Annotated in this window: 12 protein-coding genes; 6 read left to right on the top strand and 6 right to left on the bottom strand. The window is 71.3% G+C overall.

Annotated features, from left to right (window positions below; genetic code table 11):
• The first annotated feature begins 21 nt into the window (after positions 1 to 21).
• Entirely contained in the window at positions 22 to 1,365 is a 1,344-nt protein-coding gene (locus LUX31_RS35305) for a TIR-like protein FxsC (protein WP_235479367.1), read from the top strand.
• Complete coding sequence (gene fxsT / locus LUX31_RS35300) at positions 1,362 to 5,294, top strand: FxSxx-COOH system tetratricopeptide repeat protein (RefSeq protein WP_235479366.1); 3,933 nt, start codon at positions 1,362 to 1,364, stop codon at positions 5,292 to 5,294. Before LUX31_RS35305 ends, fxsT begins: the two co-directional genes overlap by 4 nt.
• A gap of 23 nt (positions 5,295 to 5,317) precedes the next feature.
• On the opposite strand, the gene LUX31_RS35295 is transcribed toward fxsT, so the two are convergent.
• The 4 genes from LUX31_RS35295 to LUX31_RS35280 form a co-directional block, all read right to left on the bottom strand.
• On the bottom strand, positions 5,318 to 6,193 hold the full coding sequence (locus LUX31_RS35295) for an alpha/beta fold hydrolase (protein WP_235480169.1): 876 nt from the start codon (positions 6,191 to 6,193) through the stop codon (positions 5,318 to 5,320).
• 147 nt (positions 6,194 to 6,340) lie between these two features.
• Positions 6,341 to 7,729 (bottom strand): hypothetical protein, encoded by a 1,389-nt coding sequence (locus LUX31_RS35290; RefSeq protein ID WP_235479365.1) that lies wholly within the window; start codon positions 7,727 to 7,729, stop codon positions 6,341 to 6,343.
• Between the two features lie 113 nt (positions 7,730 to 7,842).
• Positions 7,843 to 9,099: a sensor histidine kinase gene (locus tag LUX31_RS35285; RefSeq protein WP_235479364.1), complete on the bottom strand. Its 1,257-nt coding sequence runs from the start codon at positions 9,097 to 9,099 to the stop codon at positions 7,843 to 7,845.
• Positions 9,089 to 9,766, bottom strand: coding sequence for a response regulator transcription factor (locus tag LUX31_RS35280; RefSeq protein ID WP_235479363.1), 678 nt, complete (start codon positions 9,764 to 9,766; stop codon positions 9,089 to 9,091). Before LUX31_RS35280 ends, LUX31_RS35285 begins: the two co-directional genes overlap by 11 nt.
• Positions 9,767 to 10,247: 481 nt before the next feature.
• Here LUX31_RS35280 and LUX31_RS35275 point away from each other — a divergent pair, with 481 nt between their 5' ends.
• Both LUX31_RS35275 and LUX31_RS35270 read left to right on the top strand, forming a co-directional pair.
• Positions 10,248 to 11,345, top strand: a complete 1,098-nt coding sequence (locus tag LUX31_RS35275; protein ID WP_235479362.1) for a magnesium and cobalt transport protein CorA — start codon at positions 10,248 to 10,250, stop codon at positions 11,343 to 11,345.
• 73 nt (positions 11,346 to 11,418) lie between these two features.
• Positions 11,419 to 11,955: a hypothetical protein gene (locus LUX31_RS35270; protein ID WP_328285718.1), complete on the top strand. Its 537-nt coding sequence runs from the start codon at positions 11,419 to 11,421 to the stop codon at positions 11,953 to 11,955.
• Here LUX31_RS35270 and LUX31_RS35265 read toward each other — a convergent pair.
• Positions 11,946 to 12,500, bottom strand: a complete 555-nt coding sequence (locus LUX31_RS35265; RefSeq protein WP_235479361.1) for a DUF6174 domain-containing protein — start codon at positions 12,498 to 12,500, stop codon at positions 11,946 to 11,948. The two genes, LUX31_RS35270 and LUX31_RS35265, sit on opposite strands and share 10 nt — an antisense overlap.
• Positions 12,501 to 12,778: 278 nt before the next feature.
• Here LUX31_RS35265 and LUX31_RS35260 point away from each other — a divergent pair, with 278 nt between their 5' ends.
• Complete coding sequence (locus LUX31_RS35260) at positions 12,779 to 13,534, top strand: NPP1 family protein (RefSeq protein ID WP_235479360.1); 756 nt, start codon at positions 12,779 to 12,781, stop codon at positions 13,532 to 13,534.
• 13 nt (positions 13,535 to 13,547) lie between these two features.
• Here LUX31_RS35260 and LUX31_RS35255 read toward each other — a convergent pair whose 3' ends face one another.
• On the bottom strand, positions 13,548 to 14,579 hold the full coding sequence (locus tag LUX31_RS35255) for a LacI family DNA-binding transcriptional regulator (protein ID WP_235479359.1): 1,032 nt from the start codon (positions 14,577 to 14,579) through the stop codon (positions 13,548 to 13,550).
• A gap of 326 nt (positions 14,580 to 14,905) precedes the next feature.
• Between LUX31_RS35255 and LUX31_RS35250 the strand changes: the two genes are divergently transcribed.
• Positions 14,906 to 16,111, top strand: coding sequence for a cation:proton antiporter (locus LUX31_RS35250; protein ID WP_235479358.1), 1,206 nt, complete (start codon positions 14,906 to 14,908; stop codon positions 16,109 to 16,111).
• Positions 16,112 to 16,123 lie beyond the last annotated feature (12 nt).

Here is a 16,123-nt window from a genome sequence, read left to right as displayed (position 1 = left end):
CGTCAACGGGCAGGGGGGCGCGTGAACATACCCGCACGGGTACACGGGGCGGACAACCGGCCCTACTTCTTTCTGAGTTACGCGCACACACCGGCGTGGGGATCGGGCGGAGGCGATCCCGACCACTGGGTGCGGGTGCTCTTCACCGATCTGTGCGACCACATCATGGCGCTCACCGATCTGCCCGCGGGCGCCGCCGGTTTCATGGACCGGGAGATGCGTTCCGGGGACGGCTGGCCGGAGAAACTCAGCGAGAACCTCGCCACCTGCCGGGTATTCGTGCCGCTCTTCTCGACGCGCTACTTCACGAGTGAGATGTGCGGGCGGGAGTGGTTCGCGTTCCACGAACGCATCCTGCGCGCCCGGAACACCGGCGCCGGGGACGTGCCCGCCATCGTCCCGGCGATGTGGACGCATGTCGACTACGACCAACTCCCGGATTCCGTACGGCACATCCACTTCGACCAGGCCACCTACGGGGACCGGTACGCGACCCACGGGATCTACGGGCTGATCAAGCTGAAGCGGCTGCGCGACGAGTACGAGGAGATCGTGCTCGACCTCGCCCAGCGGATCGTGCGGGTCGCCCACGACTCACCGCTGCCGCCCAGCAGACCCCGGCCGTACGAATCCACACCCAGCGCGTTCAAGCCGCGTGGCGAGGGACCGCGCCGGATCCATCTGACGGTGGCCGCGCCGACCCGGGACGGTATCCCCGAGCATCGCGACAAACGCCCGTACGGCGAGGACGCGCAGGACTGGAACCCGTACCACTCCGAGAGCACCCGGCCGCTGCCCGCCCTCGCCGAGGAGCTGATCCGGTCGCTGGACTACCGGATCACGATCTCCTCCTTCGACGACGAGGACCCCGGCGGGCAGGACGACGGCGACGCGGAGGTGTCCGCGGGCGCGGCCGGTGACGACATCGAGAAGGCGCCGCCCGGACGGCCCGGCATCCTGCTCGTCGACCGGTGGTCGCTCACCGACGCGGACCGGCAGGAACGGCTGCGGAAGTTCGACCTCGGCGCCCGCCCCTGGATCAGCGCGATCGTCCCCTGGAACCGGTCGGACGTGCAGTGCCACAGCGAGGAGGGCAGGCAGCTGGCGGCCGAGCTGGAGCGCACGCTGCCGCTGATCCTCGACCGGGGCCGCCGCACCGACTGCCGGATGGCCGTCAACGGCGTACCCAGTCTCAAGGCCTTCACCGATGTCCTGCCGACCGTCGTGGCGCACACGACCCGGCAGTACCTCAAGCACGCGGTGGCTCACCCGCCCGCCGGCCCGCACGTGCCCCGGCCCCGTCTGATGGGCCCCACCCACCCGCCGTCCCCGGAGGCGGGAGACGACAACGGAGGAGAAGCATGACGACCGTGCAGGACGGACGGATCATCACCTTCTACTCGTACAAAGGGGGCACGGGCCGCACGATGGCCCTGGCCAACACCGCGTGGATCCTGGCCGCCAACGGAAAGCGGGTCCTGGCCGTCGACTGGGACCTGGAGGCGCCCGGCCTGCACCGCTTCTTCCATCCGTTCCTGGACACCAACGCGCTGGCCGCGACCACCGGTGTCATCGACATGATCAACGACTACGCCTGGGCCGCGACCACCGGAACACAGCGCTCCGGCCCCTGGCACCTGGACTTCGCGGACGTCGAACAGCACGCCATGTCGCTCACCCCAGAGCGCCTGGGGCTGCGCTTCGCGGACGGCGGCTCGCTCGACTTCCTCTCCGCGGGCCGCCAGGACCGCTCGTACTCGGCGAGCGTGTCGTCGTTCGAGTGGGACAACTTCTACGAGCGGCTGGGCGGCGGGACCTTCCTGGACGCGCTGCGCGACAACATGAAGGCGTCGTACGACTATGTGCTCATCGACAGCCGGACCGGGCTGTCGGACAACGCGGACATCTGCACGATCCAGATGCCGGACGTCCTCGTGGACTGCTTCACCCTCAGCGACCAGTCGCTGGACGGCGCCGCCGCCGTGGCCCGCAGTGTCCAGGACGGCTACCGCCAGCGCCGGATCCGGGTGCTGCCCGTACCGATGCGCATCGACGAGGGCGAGAAGGAGAAGGTCGACGCGGGGCGGGCGCTGGCCCGGCTGAAGTTCGACGGGCTGCCGACGAATCTCGACGGCAGTGAACTGGGCCCCGAGGAGCTGACCGCGTACTGGGGCAACGTCGAGATCCCCTACCGGCCCTACTACGCCTACGAGGAGACCCTCGCCACCGTCGGCGACGAGAGCGGTATCGCCAACTCGCTGCTGTCCGCGTTCGAACGGCTCACCGCGGTCATCTCGGAGGGCACGGTCACCTCGCTGCCCGCGGTCCCCGAGCCCGTCCGGCTGCGCTGCCGCGACGCGTTCCTGCGGCGCCGGCCGCTGGCCACCACGGCGGACATCGTCATCGCGTACGCCGGGGAGAACCGGATGTGGGCGGAATGGATCGAGGCCCTGCTGAAACGATCCGGCTGCAATGTGCTGCCGCACGACATCTCGTCCGGCCCGGTCGCCCGCCCGGACGCCTCGACCCGCACCCTCGTCCTGTTGTCCAACGCCTTCCAGAAGTCCCGGTACGCGGACGCCGTCTGGCGCGCGCTGAGCGACTCCGACCCCGACACCCCGCACGGCACGATGGTGCCGCTCAGGGTCGACGACGTCCGGCTGCCCACCGCGTACCTCGACCACAACCCGGCCGACCTGCACCGGCTCGACGAGGCGCAGAGCGTCCTCGCGCTGCTCAGCGCCGTCGATCTGCACGGACAGCCGGTCGGCTCCGGGGCCGGGGGCCCGCGCTTCCCCGGCTCGAAGCCGGCGCACTGGAACGCGCCCCAGCGCAACAACACCTTCACCGGCCGCAACGTCATCCTCGACCTGGTCCGCGACCAGCTCGGCAGCGGTACGACCGCCGTGGTGCCGCAGCCGCTCGCGCTGTTCGGGCTCGGCGGGGTCGGCAAGACGCAGGTCGCCATCGAGTACGTGCACCGGTTCATGGCCGACTACGACCTGGTGTGGTGGACCTCGGCCGAGCACGAGGACGACGTCGTCGCCTCCCTCGCAGAACTCGGCGCCCGCATCGGCGCGCCCAGCCGCGACGACATGACCCAGGCGAGCCAGGAAGCCGTGGAGATGCTGGCCAGGGGCATGCCGACGAAACGGTGGATCCTCGTCTTCGACAACGCCGACGACCCGGCCTTCCTCGCCCCCTACATCCCGCAGGGCGGCGGCCACGTCCTCATCACCTCCCGCAACCAGGCGTGGGCGCAGCAGGGGGCGTCCATGCCGATCGAGGTGTTCCTGCGCGAGGAGAGCGTCGAACACCTCACCCGGCGGGCCTCGGGGCTGAGCACCGGCGAGGCCGACCAGGTGGCGCAGGCGGTGGGCGACCTGCCGCTCGCGGTCGAGCAGACGGCGGCCTGGCTCGCCGAGACGGCCACCCCGATCGACGACTACCTGCGCCAGCTCGCCGACCAGACCACCGACGTACTGGCCCTCAACCAGCCCGCCGAGTACTCCCACTCGGTGGCCGCGACCTGGAACATCTCCATCGCCCGGCTCAAGGAACGTTCCCCCGCGTCGGTACGGCTGCTCCAGCTGTGCGCCTTCCTCGCCGCCGAGCCGATCTCCTCGCAGCTCCTCTACAGCAAGGAGATGATCGACGCCCTGAAGCCGTACGACGCCTCCCTCCAGGAGAGTCTGCTGCTCGGGCGGGTCATCCGGGAGATCGGCCGGTTCGCGCTCGCCAAGGTCGACCAGGTCAGCAACAGCATCCAGGTGCACCGGCTGGTGCAGGCGGTGATCCGCGCCCAGCTGACCGAGGAGGAGCAGCGGGAGGCCCGGCACGTCGTCCACACGGTGCTGGCCGGGGCCCGCCCGGACGGTGACGAGCCGATCGACGACCCGGAGACCTGGCCGCGTTTCGCCGTCATCTGGCCGCACCTCACCGCCTCCGACGCCCGCAACTGCGTCGACGCCGGGACCCGCCGGCTGCTCATCGACCGGGTCCGCTACCTCTGGAAGCGCGGCGACTTCCCCGGCGCGCAGCGCCGCGCCGAGGAACTCCTCGCCCACTGGAAGGAGTTGCTCGGCGAGGACGACGTCCAGTACCTCTATCTGCGCTGCCAGCTGGCCAGTGTGCTGCGCTCCCAGGGGCGTTACGTGGAGGCCCGCGACATAGACACCGAGCTGCTGGCCCGCCAGCGCCAGGTTCTCGGTACGTCCCATCCGCACACGTACGTCACCACCTCCAACCTGGCCAGCGACCTCGCCGCCCTCGGCGAGTACCGGTCGGCGGTGGATCTCGCCCGGGAGGCGCACGACGGGTTCAGCCAGATCTTCCACGAGTCGCACCGCCGTACCCTGAGTGCCGCCAACAACCTGGCACTCGCGCTGCGGATGGTCGGCCGCTACAGCGACGCCCGGGCCATCGACCAGGAGACCCTGGACCGCCGGATGGAGGTCCTTGGCCCCGACCACCCCTACACGCTGGCCTCCGGCGAGCGCCTCGGCCGTGACCTGCGCGAGGTCGGCCGCTACTCGGAGTCCGTCGCCCGGCTGTCCCAGACGTACGACGCGCACAAGCGCATCCTCGGCAAGGAGTTCCCGGGCACGCTTCGCTGCGCCAAGTCGCTGGCGGTGTCGTTGCGGCGGGCAGGCCAGTTCGAGGACGCCCGCCGGCTCACCATGGCGACCCGGGCCCAGTACCGCGCCCAGTACTCGAAACCGACCCCGGACTCCCTGGCCTGTGACCTCAACCTGGCCGCCGACCTGTTCGCGGCCGACGAGCGCGAGGAGGCCCGTGAGGCGGCCCGGGCGACAGTGGCCGAGTACATGAAGGTGCCGGGCGAGGCCCACCCGTACACCCAGGCCGCGCTCAACAACCTCGGGATATTCCACTGGGGCTGCGGCGACAGCGGGCTCGCGCAGGAGGTGTTCCGGAAGGTGCTGCCGCGCATGGCGGAGGTTCTCGGCGAGCACCATCCGCACACCCTCTTCTGCGGTGTCAACTACGCCAACGTCCTCGCGGGCGAAGGACAGTTGGAGGAGGCGCACGCGCTGGAGGAGAAGGCGGTCACCGTCCTGCGCACGGTCCTCGGCCAGCACCATCCGGAGACCCTGGGCATCGTCACCAACCTCTCCCTGACGCTCACGGAACTGGGCCGCGAGGAGGAGGCGGGCCGACTGCGCGACGAGGCCCTGAAGGAACTGCGGCTGCAGCTGGGCGAGGAGAACGGCATGACACGACTGGCGACGGAGAAGAAGCGCATATACCGGGACCTGGAGCCACTGTCGGTGTGACGTCCTGGGACGTGTGACGGCCGTCAGCCGAGCCTGTCCCCGAGCAGCCAGCCGATCACCCGGGGCAGTGCGCGCACCGCCGCGAAGTGGGCCGCCGTCGGCTCGACGACCGCCCTGGCCCGGGGGATGCGGGCGGCGAGCCAGGAGGCGTGGGCGGGCGGCGAGAAGACGTCCTGCCCGCCGTGCCAGAGCAGGACGGGCACGCGGATGTCCGCCGGGTCGAACCCCCAGGGGCCGGTCAGGGCGAGGCCGTCGTCGATCCAGCCGTACGGTGAAGTGCGCACCGCCTCGCGGAAGTTGCGCAGCATCATCGAGCGCATCGCGGTGTCCGAGACGATCGAGCGGTCGTCGTCGGTCAGATCGCTGCGGAGTTCTTCGAGGAGCTTCGCCGGGTCGCTGCGGATGGCCGCCGAGCGTGGGATCAGCCGGGCCGCGAACCGTTCCGGGTCGGTGGAGGCGGTCCGGAACTCCTTGACGTTGGAGGGGGCCATGCCCGCGAACCAGTCGAGCCCCTCCGCGTCCCTCGGCGCGAGCCCGACCAGCGCGGCGGCGCGGGTGACCCGGTCCGGCAGCAGCGCGGCGCAGGCGAGGGCGTGCGGGGCGCCGCCGGAACGGCCGGCCACGGCGAAGCGGTCCAGGCCGAGGGCGTCGGCGACATCGCGTACGTCGCTCACGACGTCCGCGACGCGGCGGCCGGGGCGGCGGTCGGAGCCGCCGTATCCGGGGCGGTCGTAGCTGATCAGGCGGGCGCCGCGCTGGTAGAGGAACATCGAGCGGGGCCTGGGGCCGACGCGGCTGCCGGGCATGCCGTGCAGAAGGAACACGGGGTGGCCCCGTGGATCCCCCGAGACCTCGATCCGTAAGCGCCGCCCGTCCGCGGTCCGCACATGGTCAGACACCACCGCCGAGTCCCCCTCCCGCACGCTGCCCGATCCCTGCCCGGATGCCCAGAGGGCGAAACGAGCGGAATGGTCAAGTACCGTGCAGAACAATGTACTTGACGGTACATCACCTCATGTCCCACCTCAGGACTCCCGCCTCAGGACTCACTGGGCCACGCGCTCTCCGTCTCCGATCCTCCCGATGTCCGCCAGCAGCCGGGGGACCAGTTGGCCCGCCTTCGTGACGTCCTCGCGGTCCGCCGCGTCCCGCGCCGCCGCCAGGTCGGTCGTCAGCGTGTTCGCCGCCGCTGCCGGCGTCCCCTCCCGCAGCCGCTCCCAGGCGAGTTCGAGGGCGGTGACGTCCCCGGCGACCGCGCCCGCGTCCCCGGCCGCGGCGTCGATCCCCAACTGCCGTGCCCACAAAGCGAACCGGTCCGCGTCGACGGTGCGCACCGACTCGTAGCGCAGCCGCAGGTCGGTCGTGTTCTGGGCGACCCGCAGTGCGGCCGAGCGGTTCTCCGGGGCCTTGGCCAGCGTGTCGAGGTCGCGGTTCATCTGCCGCTCCAGCAGGGCGGGTACGTCGTCCGAGGCGCGGTACGCCGTCCACGCGGCGCGGGCCGCACGGGCCGTACCGGCGCCCGGGTCGGTGTGGGCGGCACGCACCGCGCGCTCCAGGGCGGTGAGCCCGGCCGGGACCGGGCCGGACTTCGCGTCGGTCGGCACAGCCAGGGAGACCGCCTCCAGGTCGCCCTCCTCGGTGGCTGTGCCGCCGGTGGAGAACTCCCCGTACCCCGGCGCGAAGACCTTGTCCTCCGTCGAGCCGTCCATGTGCAGCTCGCGCACGGTCATCGCGCCCTCGACCTTCCCGTACGGCCCGTCGACGGTCTGGTCCACGGCCCGGACGGTGACCTCCTCGAAGACGACCTCGGGCAGGTTCTCGGGCCGGTACACGTCCCCCTTCTCCGGCCGCGCCGGCATGATCATCGCGGCGGGAGCGCCGTCGCGGCCGGCCATCCAGGTGCCGTCGGTGTCGGCGACGACTCCGTCCTCGTAGTTGAAGACGTCCTCGCCGAGATACCAGACGGAGCCGTCGTCGGCCTGGGCGAACCAGTCGAGGGCGACCTCCTGGACACGGCCGTCGGAGTAGGCGGCGTACTGCTGGATCAGGGCCTGTACGGACGTGCCGTCGTCCAGGGTGATCTTCTTCGTGCCGGGCAGTGTGCTGACCTCGGTGCGGAAGGGCTTGCCGTCGACCTGGCCGCCGTAGATCGTCTGGTCGACCTCGCTGGTGGGGTGCAGCGGGTTGGTGACGGGGGTGGGGTGGGTGAAGCGGGGCTCGGTGAGGTCGACGCGGTCGCCGGCGGGTGCGAGCAGGAGGCAGTCGGGGCCGGGGCGGCCGGTGTCCTCGTCGACGACGTGGACGCAGGGCTGCGACTGCGCCGTCCGGGCGCCCGACCCGGTTGCCGTCCCTCCACACGCGCCGGCCAGCAGGACGGCGGCGGTGACGGCGGTCGCGGGCAGCAGGACCTTGTGCTGGGTGCTTCGGGTGTTCATGACGGCCTCCTCGGAAGCGTGCCGTACCCCGAGCGTGCGCCACCGGCCCTGAACAGACGCTGAACGGACCTGAACGGGGTTCAGGCCCCCCTCAGCCCCTCCCTCAGTCCCCCTCAGTCCTCCTCCGCCTCCGGCAACGTCACCGTGAACCGCGCTCCGCCCAGCCTGGGTGCCGTCCCCACCGTCACCGTGCCCCCGTGCGCCGCGACCAGCTCCGCGACGATGGCCAGGCCGAGCCCGGTGCCGCCGGCCCCGCGCGAGCGGGCCTCGTCGAGCCGGACGAAGCGTTCGAAGACATGGGCGCGGTCGGCCTCCGGAACGCCGGGCCCGTCATCGTCGACGTACAGCCGGGCCCGCCCCTCCGCGCCGCCGAGCGTGAAGACGACCCGGGTACGGGCGTGCCTGGCCGCGTTCTCGCCGAGGTTACGGACTACCCGCCCGAGCGCCTCCGCGTCACCGAGGACGCGTACGGCCGAGACACCTCTGCTGTCCACCCGAAGACCCTCACTTTCCGCCTCCCGCAGCCGGCGAGCCTCCTCGAACACCAGGTCGTCGAGGTCCACGGCCCGGCGGCGCAGGGCGATCGCGTCCTCGTCCGCGCGGGCGAGGAGCAGCAGGTCGTCGACGAGACGCTGCATGCGTACGGCCTCCGCCAGCACCGTCCCGGCCAGCGCCCCGGCGTCCGCCCGGTGCGGGTGGGCGAGGGCGACCTCGGCATGCTGTCGTACGGCGGCCACGGGCGAGCGGAGTTCGTGGGAGGCGTCGGAGACGAAGCGGCGGCGCGCGGCCTGGGCGCGGGCGATCCGGACCAGTGCCCGCCCGACGGCGGCCCAGGTCGCGGCGGCGGCGAGGACGAGCAGCACCGGCAGCCCGATGAGCAGCAGCCGGGTGACGGTGGCGGTGGCCTCGGCGACGGCGGCGGGGGTACGGCCGTCCAGCACGACGAGTTCGCGGTCGCCGTCGCGTGCGGCGACGGCGACGACGAGGAAGGGGTCCTCGTCGAGCGGGGTGTCGACCTCGGTCGTGGCGCCCCCCTCGATCCGGGCGAGCGCGGGCAGCCCCTCGACGTTGGCACTCGCCGCGACCACGGCACCCTCGGCGTCGACGACCTGGAGGAACTCCTCGTCGGGGTCGGTGACGGTGGGCGCGGGCACCCCCTTTCCGGCCTCGATCACCCGGGCGACCTCGGTGGCCCGGGTCCGGGCGGCGTCCCGTACGTCATTGCTGAGCTCGGCCCGCAGCACGAGGACGAGCGTGACGCCGCCGACGACCAGCGCGAGCCCCACGGCCAGCACGGCGACGACGGTGGCCCGCACGCGCACGGCCCGCAGCCGCCGCCGCTCCGCCGTCCCAGCTGCTTCACCGGTCATCGGCCACCAGCCGGTACCCGTGCCCCCGCACCGTCGTGAGCGAGTGCCGCCCGAAGGGCCGGTCGACCTTGTTCCGCAGCCGCCGTACGTACACCTCGACGATGTTCGGATCGCCCTCGAAGTCGTCGCCCCACACGTGATCGAGAATGGTCCGCTTGGACACCGCCTCGCCGGTGCGGCGCAGCAGGAACTCCAGCACGGCCAGCTCCCGCGCGGTCACCTCGATGTCCCGCCCGGCCCGGGTCACCGTACGGCTCGCCGGGTCGAGCCGCAGATCACCGGCGGCGAGCACGGCGGGCCGCGCCGGGGTGCCTCGGCGCAGCAGCGCCCGCAGCCGGGCCAGGAGTACGGCGTACGACACCGGCTTGGTCAGATAGTCGTCGGCGCCGGTGTCGAGCCCCTCGACCTCGTCCCACTCGCCCTCCTTGGCGGTGAGCATGAGGATCGGCGTCCAGTCGCCCTCGCCGCGCAGCTCGCGGCACACGCGGTAGCCGTTGAGCCGCGGCAGCATGATGTCGAGGACGATCGCGTCGTACGCGTTCTCCCTGGCCAGCCACAGCCCGTCGACTCCGTCGAGCGCGACGTCGACGGCGAACCCCTCGGCCTCCAGCCCGTCCCTGAGCCCGGCCGCGAACCGCTCCTCGTCCTCGACGACCAGCACGCGCATAGGGCTCACGGTATGACGCGACGCCACGTTCAGCGCGCTCGGCATACTTCTCCGCCCCCGCCGCCCCTACCCGTCCCATCCCTGGGGGCTCCGCCCCCAGACCCCCGCTGTCGGCCTGAACGGCCTCGTCCTCAAACGCCGGACGGGCTGGAGGGTGGGGCGGCCGGGTGGGTGGGAAAGTCGCGCTCAACGCGCTTGTCCTCAAACGCCGGACGGGCTGGAGGGTGCTGGCCGGGGCTGGAGGGTGCCGGCCGGGGCTGCAGGGTTGCGGTCGGGGCTTGATCTTTCAGCCCAGGCCCAGGTATTTCAGCCCGTCCGGCGTTTGAGGACAAGGCCCGTTCAGGGCCGTAGCGGGGGTCTGGGGGCGCAGCCCCCAGAAGGATGGGACGGGTAGGGGCGGCGGGGGCGAGATCCATCCCCTGACCACCCTTTTACCCCCGCCTGGCACACTGTCCGAACCACCCAACCAAGGAGCACCCGCATGTCGATGGTCGGCAGCCTGCGCAAAGTGGCCCGCCTGGCTCGGCGTGCGCGGCGGCGGGTGGACCTCAGTCATCCCGCCCGTTCACCGCTCGGCTCGGCCGTCGTCAACTGCGTGATCTACCGGGACGGTGTGCGCCAGGACACCGCCCCCACCGTCGAGGAGTCCGTCGCCCGCGTCCGCAAGCACAACCGCGGCTTCGTCTGGCTCGGCCTGCACGAGCCCTCCCAGACGGAGTTCGCCCGCGTCGCCGAGTTGTTCGGGCTGCATCCGCTCGCCGTCGAGGACGCCGTCCAGGCACACCAGCGGCCCAAGGTGGAGCGGTACGGCGACATCCTGTTCGCCGTGTTCAAGACGGTCTGCTACGTCGAGCACGAGGAACTCACCGCGACCAGCGAGGTCGTCACCACCGGCGAGATCATGGTCTTCGCCGGCCCCGACTTCGTCGTCACCGTCCGCCACGGCCGGCACGGCTCCCTCGGCCCCCTGCGCGAGGACCTGGAGGCCGACCCGGAGCAGCTCGGCAAGGGCCCGGCCGCTGTGCTGCACGCCGTCGCCGACCATGTCGTGGACGACTATCTGCACGTCACGGACGCCGTCCAGGACGACATCGACCAGGTCGAGTCGGACGTCTTCTCCCCGCAGAGCCCGCGCACCGCCGACGCCGGCCGTATCTACCAGCTCAAGCGCGAACTCCTCGAACTGAAGCGGGCGGTCGTCCCCCTCGCCCGCCCCCTCCAGACACTGGCCACCGAGCCGATGCCTTCCATCGAGCCCGCGATACAGGCCTACTTCCGGGACGTCGCCGACCACCTGATCCGCGCCACCGAGCAGATCCACGCCTTCGACGCCCTGCTCGACTCGATCCTCCAGGCCCACCTCGCCCAGGTCACCGTCGGCCAGAACGAGGACATGCGGAAGATCACCGCCTGGGCCGCGATCATCGCCGTACCGACGATGGTCTGTGGCGTCTACGGCATGAACTTCGAGCACATGCCCGAGCTGCACTGGCGCTTCGGCTACCCGCTCGTCCTCGGCGTCATCGCCACCGCCTGCTTCTTCGTCCACCGCGGCTTCAAACGCAACGGCTGGCTGTGAACGCGGTCCGCCGCCCGTCCGTATCCCCTGTCGAGTAGTACGTCCGCCGTACCACCCGACCTGGAGAGGCGCAGTGTCCCAGCAGCAAACCCGGCGACCGTTCCCCCGCAGGGCCGTCGCGCTCGCCGCGCTTCTGACGGCCGTCGTCCTGCCCCTGACCACGGCCTGCACCTCGGACACGAGCAAGGCGGATAAGGCGGATAAGAAGGCGTCGGAGTCCATGACTCCCGCCCCCGTCGCCGCCGTGGTCGCGCCCGCCAAGGTCGAGGTGATCGCCCAGCTGACGGGCTGCACGGTGAAGATCCGTACCGACGCGGACGAACTGCGCGAGGGTGTCTGCCACACCGCCCCGGGCGACTACCTGATCACCACGTTCCCCGAGGAGAAGTACAAGCTGACCTGGCTGGACAGCGCGGCCATGTACGGCGGCAAGTACCTGGTCGGCACCAAGTGGGTCATCAGCGCGGCCCCGAAGCTCCTGGAACCGCTGCGCCAGAAGGTGGGCGGCACGATCGAGGACCTGAGCGTGCAGGGCAGCCAGGGCAGTTCCGGTCAGGGTGGCGCCGCCAGCCAGGGGCCCACCCCCGAGGGCACCGCCGGTCAGGGCTGAGTCGCCGAAGCACCAGAAGCACCCGAAGCCCCCGTGGTGGCCTTCTTGTTCCCGGCCGGCTCGTAGTCGCTGATCACGTACGACTCCTCGTCGTCGATCGTGTCCTTCAGCGGGTCCAGGGTGATGCGTTCGGGGTGCCCGTCGGGCGCGTACGCCGCCTCCGCCGTGTCCGCGCCCTCCTTGTGGGCCCGGGCCAGCCGGTCCAACAGGCCGCCGATGGTGGGCACTTCCTCGGGTGCCCGCTGTACGGCGGCCCGCCCGCTCTCGTCGAGCCCGACCGCCTTGGTCACCTTCCCGTCCCGGACGGTCACCCGGAACGTGCCGATGAGGCTGCGCTCCCCCTCGCTCGACGTCAACGTGTAGGCGTACGCGGCGGGTTCCTCCCAGGACTCCGCGAACGACGAGAACGAGGACGACGGGGACGACGGCGCCGGTGCGGACACCGAGGCCCCGGAGTTCCCGCCGCAGCCGACGGCCGCGCACATCAGCCCCCCGACCAGCACGACGGACGACAGCCGGAATCGCGTCGATCGGACCGAAGCCATGGTGATCCCCCTGTACAAGTGAACGCGCCTACCGCCCAGCGACTGCCCCTATGACTACGACGCGATTCCGCCGGAAACCGTTCATCCGGGAAGCGGAGGGTCTCCGGCCGCATGCCCCCGCGCGCCCCAACTCCCCCAACCACACTATTGGTTGAGTTTTCATCACGGTGACACCTGCCAACGATCAGACCGTCGGGCAACAGGGCAACTTTGATCCGGGCACGCCAACCGGACCGTTGCCTTCCCCCCGCCACCCCCACGGTCATCAGGAGCACGCAGTGAAGATCACCTCGCGCGTCCGCAGAGCCTCGCTGGTCCTCGGCAGCGCCGTCGCGCTGGTCGTCGCCGTTCCCGGGAGCGCCTTCGCCGCCCCGCCGTCGGCGCTGCCCGCCAACGCCGACACGCTCGAGAACACGTGGCAGCCGGCCTACGACTACGACACCGACGGCTGCTACCCCACGCCGGCCATCGGTCCCACCGGAACGGTCAACGGCGGTCTCAACCCGTCCGGTTCGGTCAGTGGCGAGTGCCATGACACCTCGGACCTCGACAACACCAACGGCTACTCGCGCGAGAAGTGCAACAACGGCTGGTGCGCGATCATGTACGCCCTCTACTTCGAGAAGGACCAGGCGACGATCGGCGGCCACCGGCACGACTGGGAACACGTCGTGGTGTGGGTGCAGGACGGCGCGGCCAAGTACGTCTCCACGTCCGCGCACGGCGAGTTCAACACCTACGCCGCCGGCGCGGTCCTCTGGGACGGCAACCACCCTAAGATCGTCTACCACAAGGACGGTGTGAGCACCCACACCTTCCGGCTCGCGGGCTCGAACGACGAGCCGCCGGAGAACGCCTACGGCACCTGGCAGTACCCGGACCTGGTCGGCTGGAACGGCTACCCGGCCGGTCTGCGCGACATCCTGAGCGCGTACGACTTCGGCAGCGCCAACTTCGGCCTCAAGGACGCCAACTTCGCCGCCCACCTCACCAAAGCCCTGCCGTCGGGCATCTCGTTCGACCCGAACGCCTGACAGGACCAGGGCTCTACGCCGGGCAGCCGCACGACGTCCGGACGACCAGGCGGGACGGGAAGCGTCGGGTGCGGTCCGTCCCGCCGCCGGGCGTGACCGTGTCCAGGTCCGCGTCGAGTGCCATGTCCACCGCCGTACGGGCCATCGCCTGGCGGTCGGAGGCGACCGTCGTCAGCGGCGGGTCGGTCATCGCCGCCTCCTTGACGTCGTCGAAGCCCGCCACCGCCAGCTCGCCCGGTACGTCCACGCCCAGTTCACGGGCCGCCCGCAGCAGGCCGATCGCCTGGTCGTCCGTCGAGCAGAACACGGCGGTCGGCCTGCCGGGGGCGGCGAGCAGGCGCAGGGCGATCTCGTAGGTGCCGTACCGGTCGTAGGGGGCGCGGACGAGGAGCCCCTCGGTGGAGCGGCCCGCGTCGGCCATCGCCTTGCGCCAGCCCTCGACATGGTCGGCGACGGGGTCGCCGGCCCGGGGCTCCGACTCGGGTCCGCCGAGGCAGGCCACAGCGGTGTGACCGTGCTGGAGGAGGTGCCGGGTGGCGATCCTGGCACCCTCGATGTCATCGGTGACCACGGCGAACTTCCGTACGGACGCGGACCGTTCGTGCATCAGCACGACCCGGGTGTCCATGGTGTCGATCTCGGCGGCGGCCCGGTCGCCGAGGCCGAGACTGACCAGGATCAGCGCCGACACCCGCATCCCCAAAAAGGAGTGAAGGTAACGGAGTTCGCGCTCCTCCTGGTAATCGGAGTTGCCGACGAGGACCATTTTTCCCCGGTCGGCGGCGGCGCGTTCCAGCGCGTGCGTGATTTCCCCGAAAAATGGCTGACGGGCGTCCGGAACGATCAGTCCCAGGAGGTCCGTACGACGGCTGGCCATGGCCTGGGCCACCCGGTCGGGCCGGTATCCGAGCTCTTTGACCGCTTCGAGAACGCGTCTGCGTTTCTCCGCGGATACGGGCCGTGGGCCATTGTTGACGACGTAACTGACAACCGCGCTGGAAGTTCCCGCGAGTCTGGCGACGTCGTCCCGTGTCACCTTTGTCACCGGGTGAGTGTACGGGCGCCAAATACCCTGCTGGAAAGGAAGGTTGGCTTTCGGCCAGGCCGGTGTGCCGGGTTCGCGGACGGCCGCGGCCGGGCATCGTGAAGGGGAGGAGGACAGGACGGGACGGCAGCGTCGCCGGCCCGTCGGGTCGCGTACCGGCCAGGGGTCGTCGACGGGCGCGGCGGAAGGCCGATCTTCGGCTTCTCCCCGGGCACCGTGGCCCCTACCATTCACCTGCCCCGCGGCGGTCGCACACGCGCCGCCGGGAGAACGTATCCGGCCGTGCCGGACGCCGGGCGGGGCCGGAGCGGAGGGGGGAAGAGGCCATGCGGGCATCCCTGCGCACCCGTTTACGACAGCTGCCGGTACGACGTCTCCCCGAGGTGGTCCCCGGCATCGTGCTCGGCGGGGCCGGCCTGCTGGTCCTGGGAGTACTGGCCGGTCTTGCGGTCGACGTCTCGGCGCTGACGAGTTCCGGCGCCTATGTGTTCGGGGCGGCGCTGCTGCTCGCGGTCGGCCTGTACGGGAGCACGTACTCGATCGATCTCAAGGCGCTGCGGGCCGATCTGCGCGGTGTGATCGCCGCCGTCACCCTGGGTGTGGTCCTGAAGGCCGGTCTGATCGCCGGCACGATGGTGCTGGTGTTCGGGAAGCCGGAGTATCTGGTGCTGGGCATCGCCGTCGCGCAGATCGACCCGCTGTCCGTCGCGGCCCTGACCGGCAAGGGCCGGATGTCGCCGCGCGCCCAGTCGCTGCTGACGGCGTGGGCCTCGTTCGACGACCCGATGACGGTCCTGCTGACCCTGTATCTGGCGGGGTACGCCTATACGGCCGCCGGACACGAGGGCGCCCCCGAGATCAGCCGGGGCGCGGGCGGCGACTACGCGACCGGGCTCCTCTTCAACGCCGTACTCCTGGTCGCCGTGGTGCTGTTGTGGTGGGCCGGGCGGCGGGCGGTGTCGCGGTTGCCGGACGTGCCGGCGGTCCGGCGCACGAAGGCCGGCGGCGCCGTACTGCTCGTCGGGGCGATGCTGGTGCTCGCGGCGCTGAACCAGCTGATGCTCGGGGTGGCGCTGGCCGGGCTCGTCCTGCGGGCCGGGGTGCTCGACAAGGCGGTCGGCCGGGCGGTCGGCGGCGCCTTCCTCGCCGCGTTCCTGACGCTCGGGCTGCTCCTCTCGCACGGGGTGGAGCTGTGGCCGGGGTTCGTGCTCGGCGTGGCGGCGTTCGCGGCGCAGGCGGTGGTGGCGTTCGGCGTGATGCCGTTGTTCGTACGGGGGTTGGAGCGCGGCGACCGGATCGCGCTGGGCCTCGGGCAGCAGAACGGCATCACGGCCGTACTGATCGCCCTGACCCTGGAGCGCGACTTCCCTGGCACCGCCTCGATCGTCGGCCCGGCCGTGATCACCGTCAACCTGCTGCACGGCACCTCACAGGCGCTGCGGGCGCGTCCGTCCCGGCGGGAACTCTCCTCCGAAGGTGAGCGTCACCCTTCGTACGAGCAGGATGCCGAGGACGAACAGTCGGTCGCGTAGCCGGAGTTCGGC

Origin of the sequence: Streptomyces sp. GQFP, assembly GCF_021545335.1 — a bacterium.
Lineage (GTDB): Bacteria > Actinomycetota > Actinomycetes > Streptomycetales > Streptomycetaceae > Streptomyces.
The sequence above is the reverse complement of the archived record's forward strand: the minus strand, read 5'-3'. Positions and strand labels throughout refer to the sequence as shown.

Excerpts from the sequence above, each read along its gene's own strand:
- fxsT (WP_235479366.1), top strand. The coding sequence starts at position 1,362 with ATGACGACCGTGCAGGACGGACGGATCATCACCTTCTACTCGTACAAA.
- LUX31_RS35290 (WP_235479365.1), bottom strand. The coding sequence starts at position 7,729 with ATGAACACCCGAAGCACCCAGCACAAGGTCCTGCTGCCCGCGACCGCC.
- LUX31_RS35285 (WP_235479364.1), bottom strand. The coding sequence starts at position 9,099 with ATGACCGGTGAAGCAGCTGGGACGGCGGAGCGGCGGCGGCTGCGGGCC.
- LUX31_RS35280 (WP_235479363.1), bottom strand. The coding sequence starts at position 9,766 with ATGCGCGTGCTGGTCGTCGAGGACGAGGAGCGGTTCGCGGCCGGGCTC.
- LUX31_RS35275 (WP_235479362.1), top strand. The coding sequence starts at position 10,248 with ATGTCGATGGTCGGCAGCCTGCGCAAAGTGGCCCGCCTGGCTCGGCGT.
- LUX31_RS35265 (WP_235479361.1), bottom strand. The coding sequence starts at position 12,500 with ATGGCTTCGGTCCGATCGACGCGATTCCGGCTGTCGTCCGTCGTGCTG.
- LUX31_RS35250 (WP_235479358.1), top strand. The coding sequence starts at position 14,906 with ATGCGGGCATCCCTGCGCACCCGTTTACGACAGCTGCCGGTACGACGT.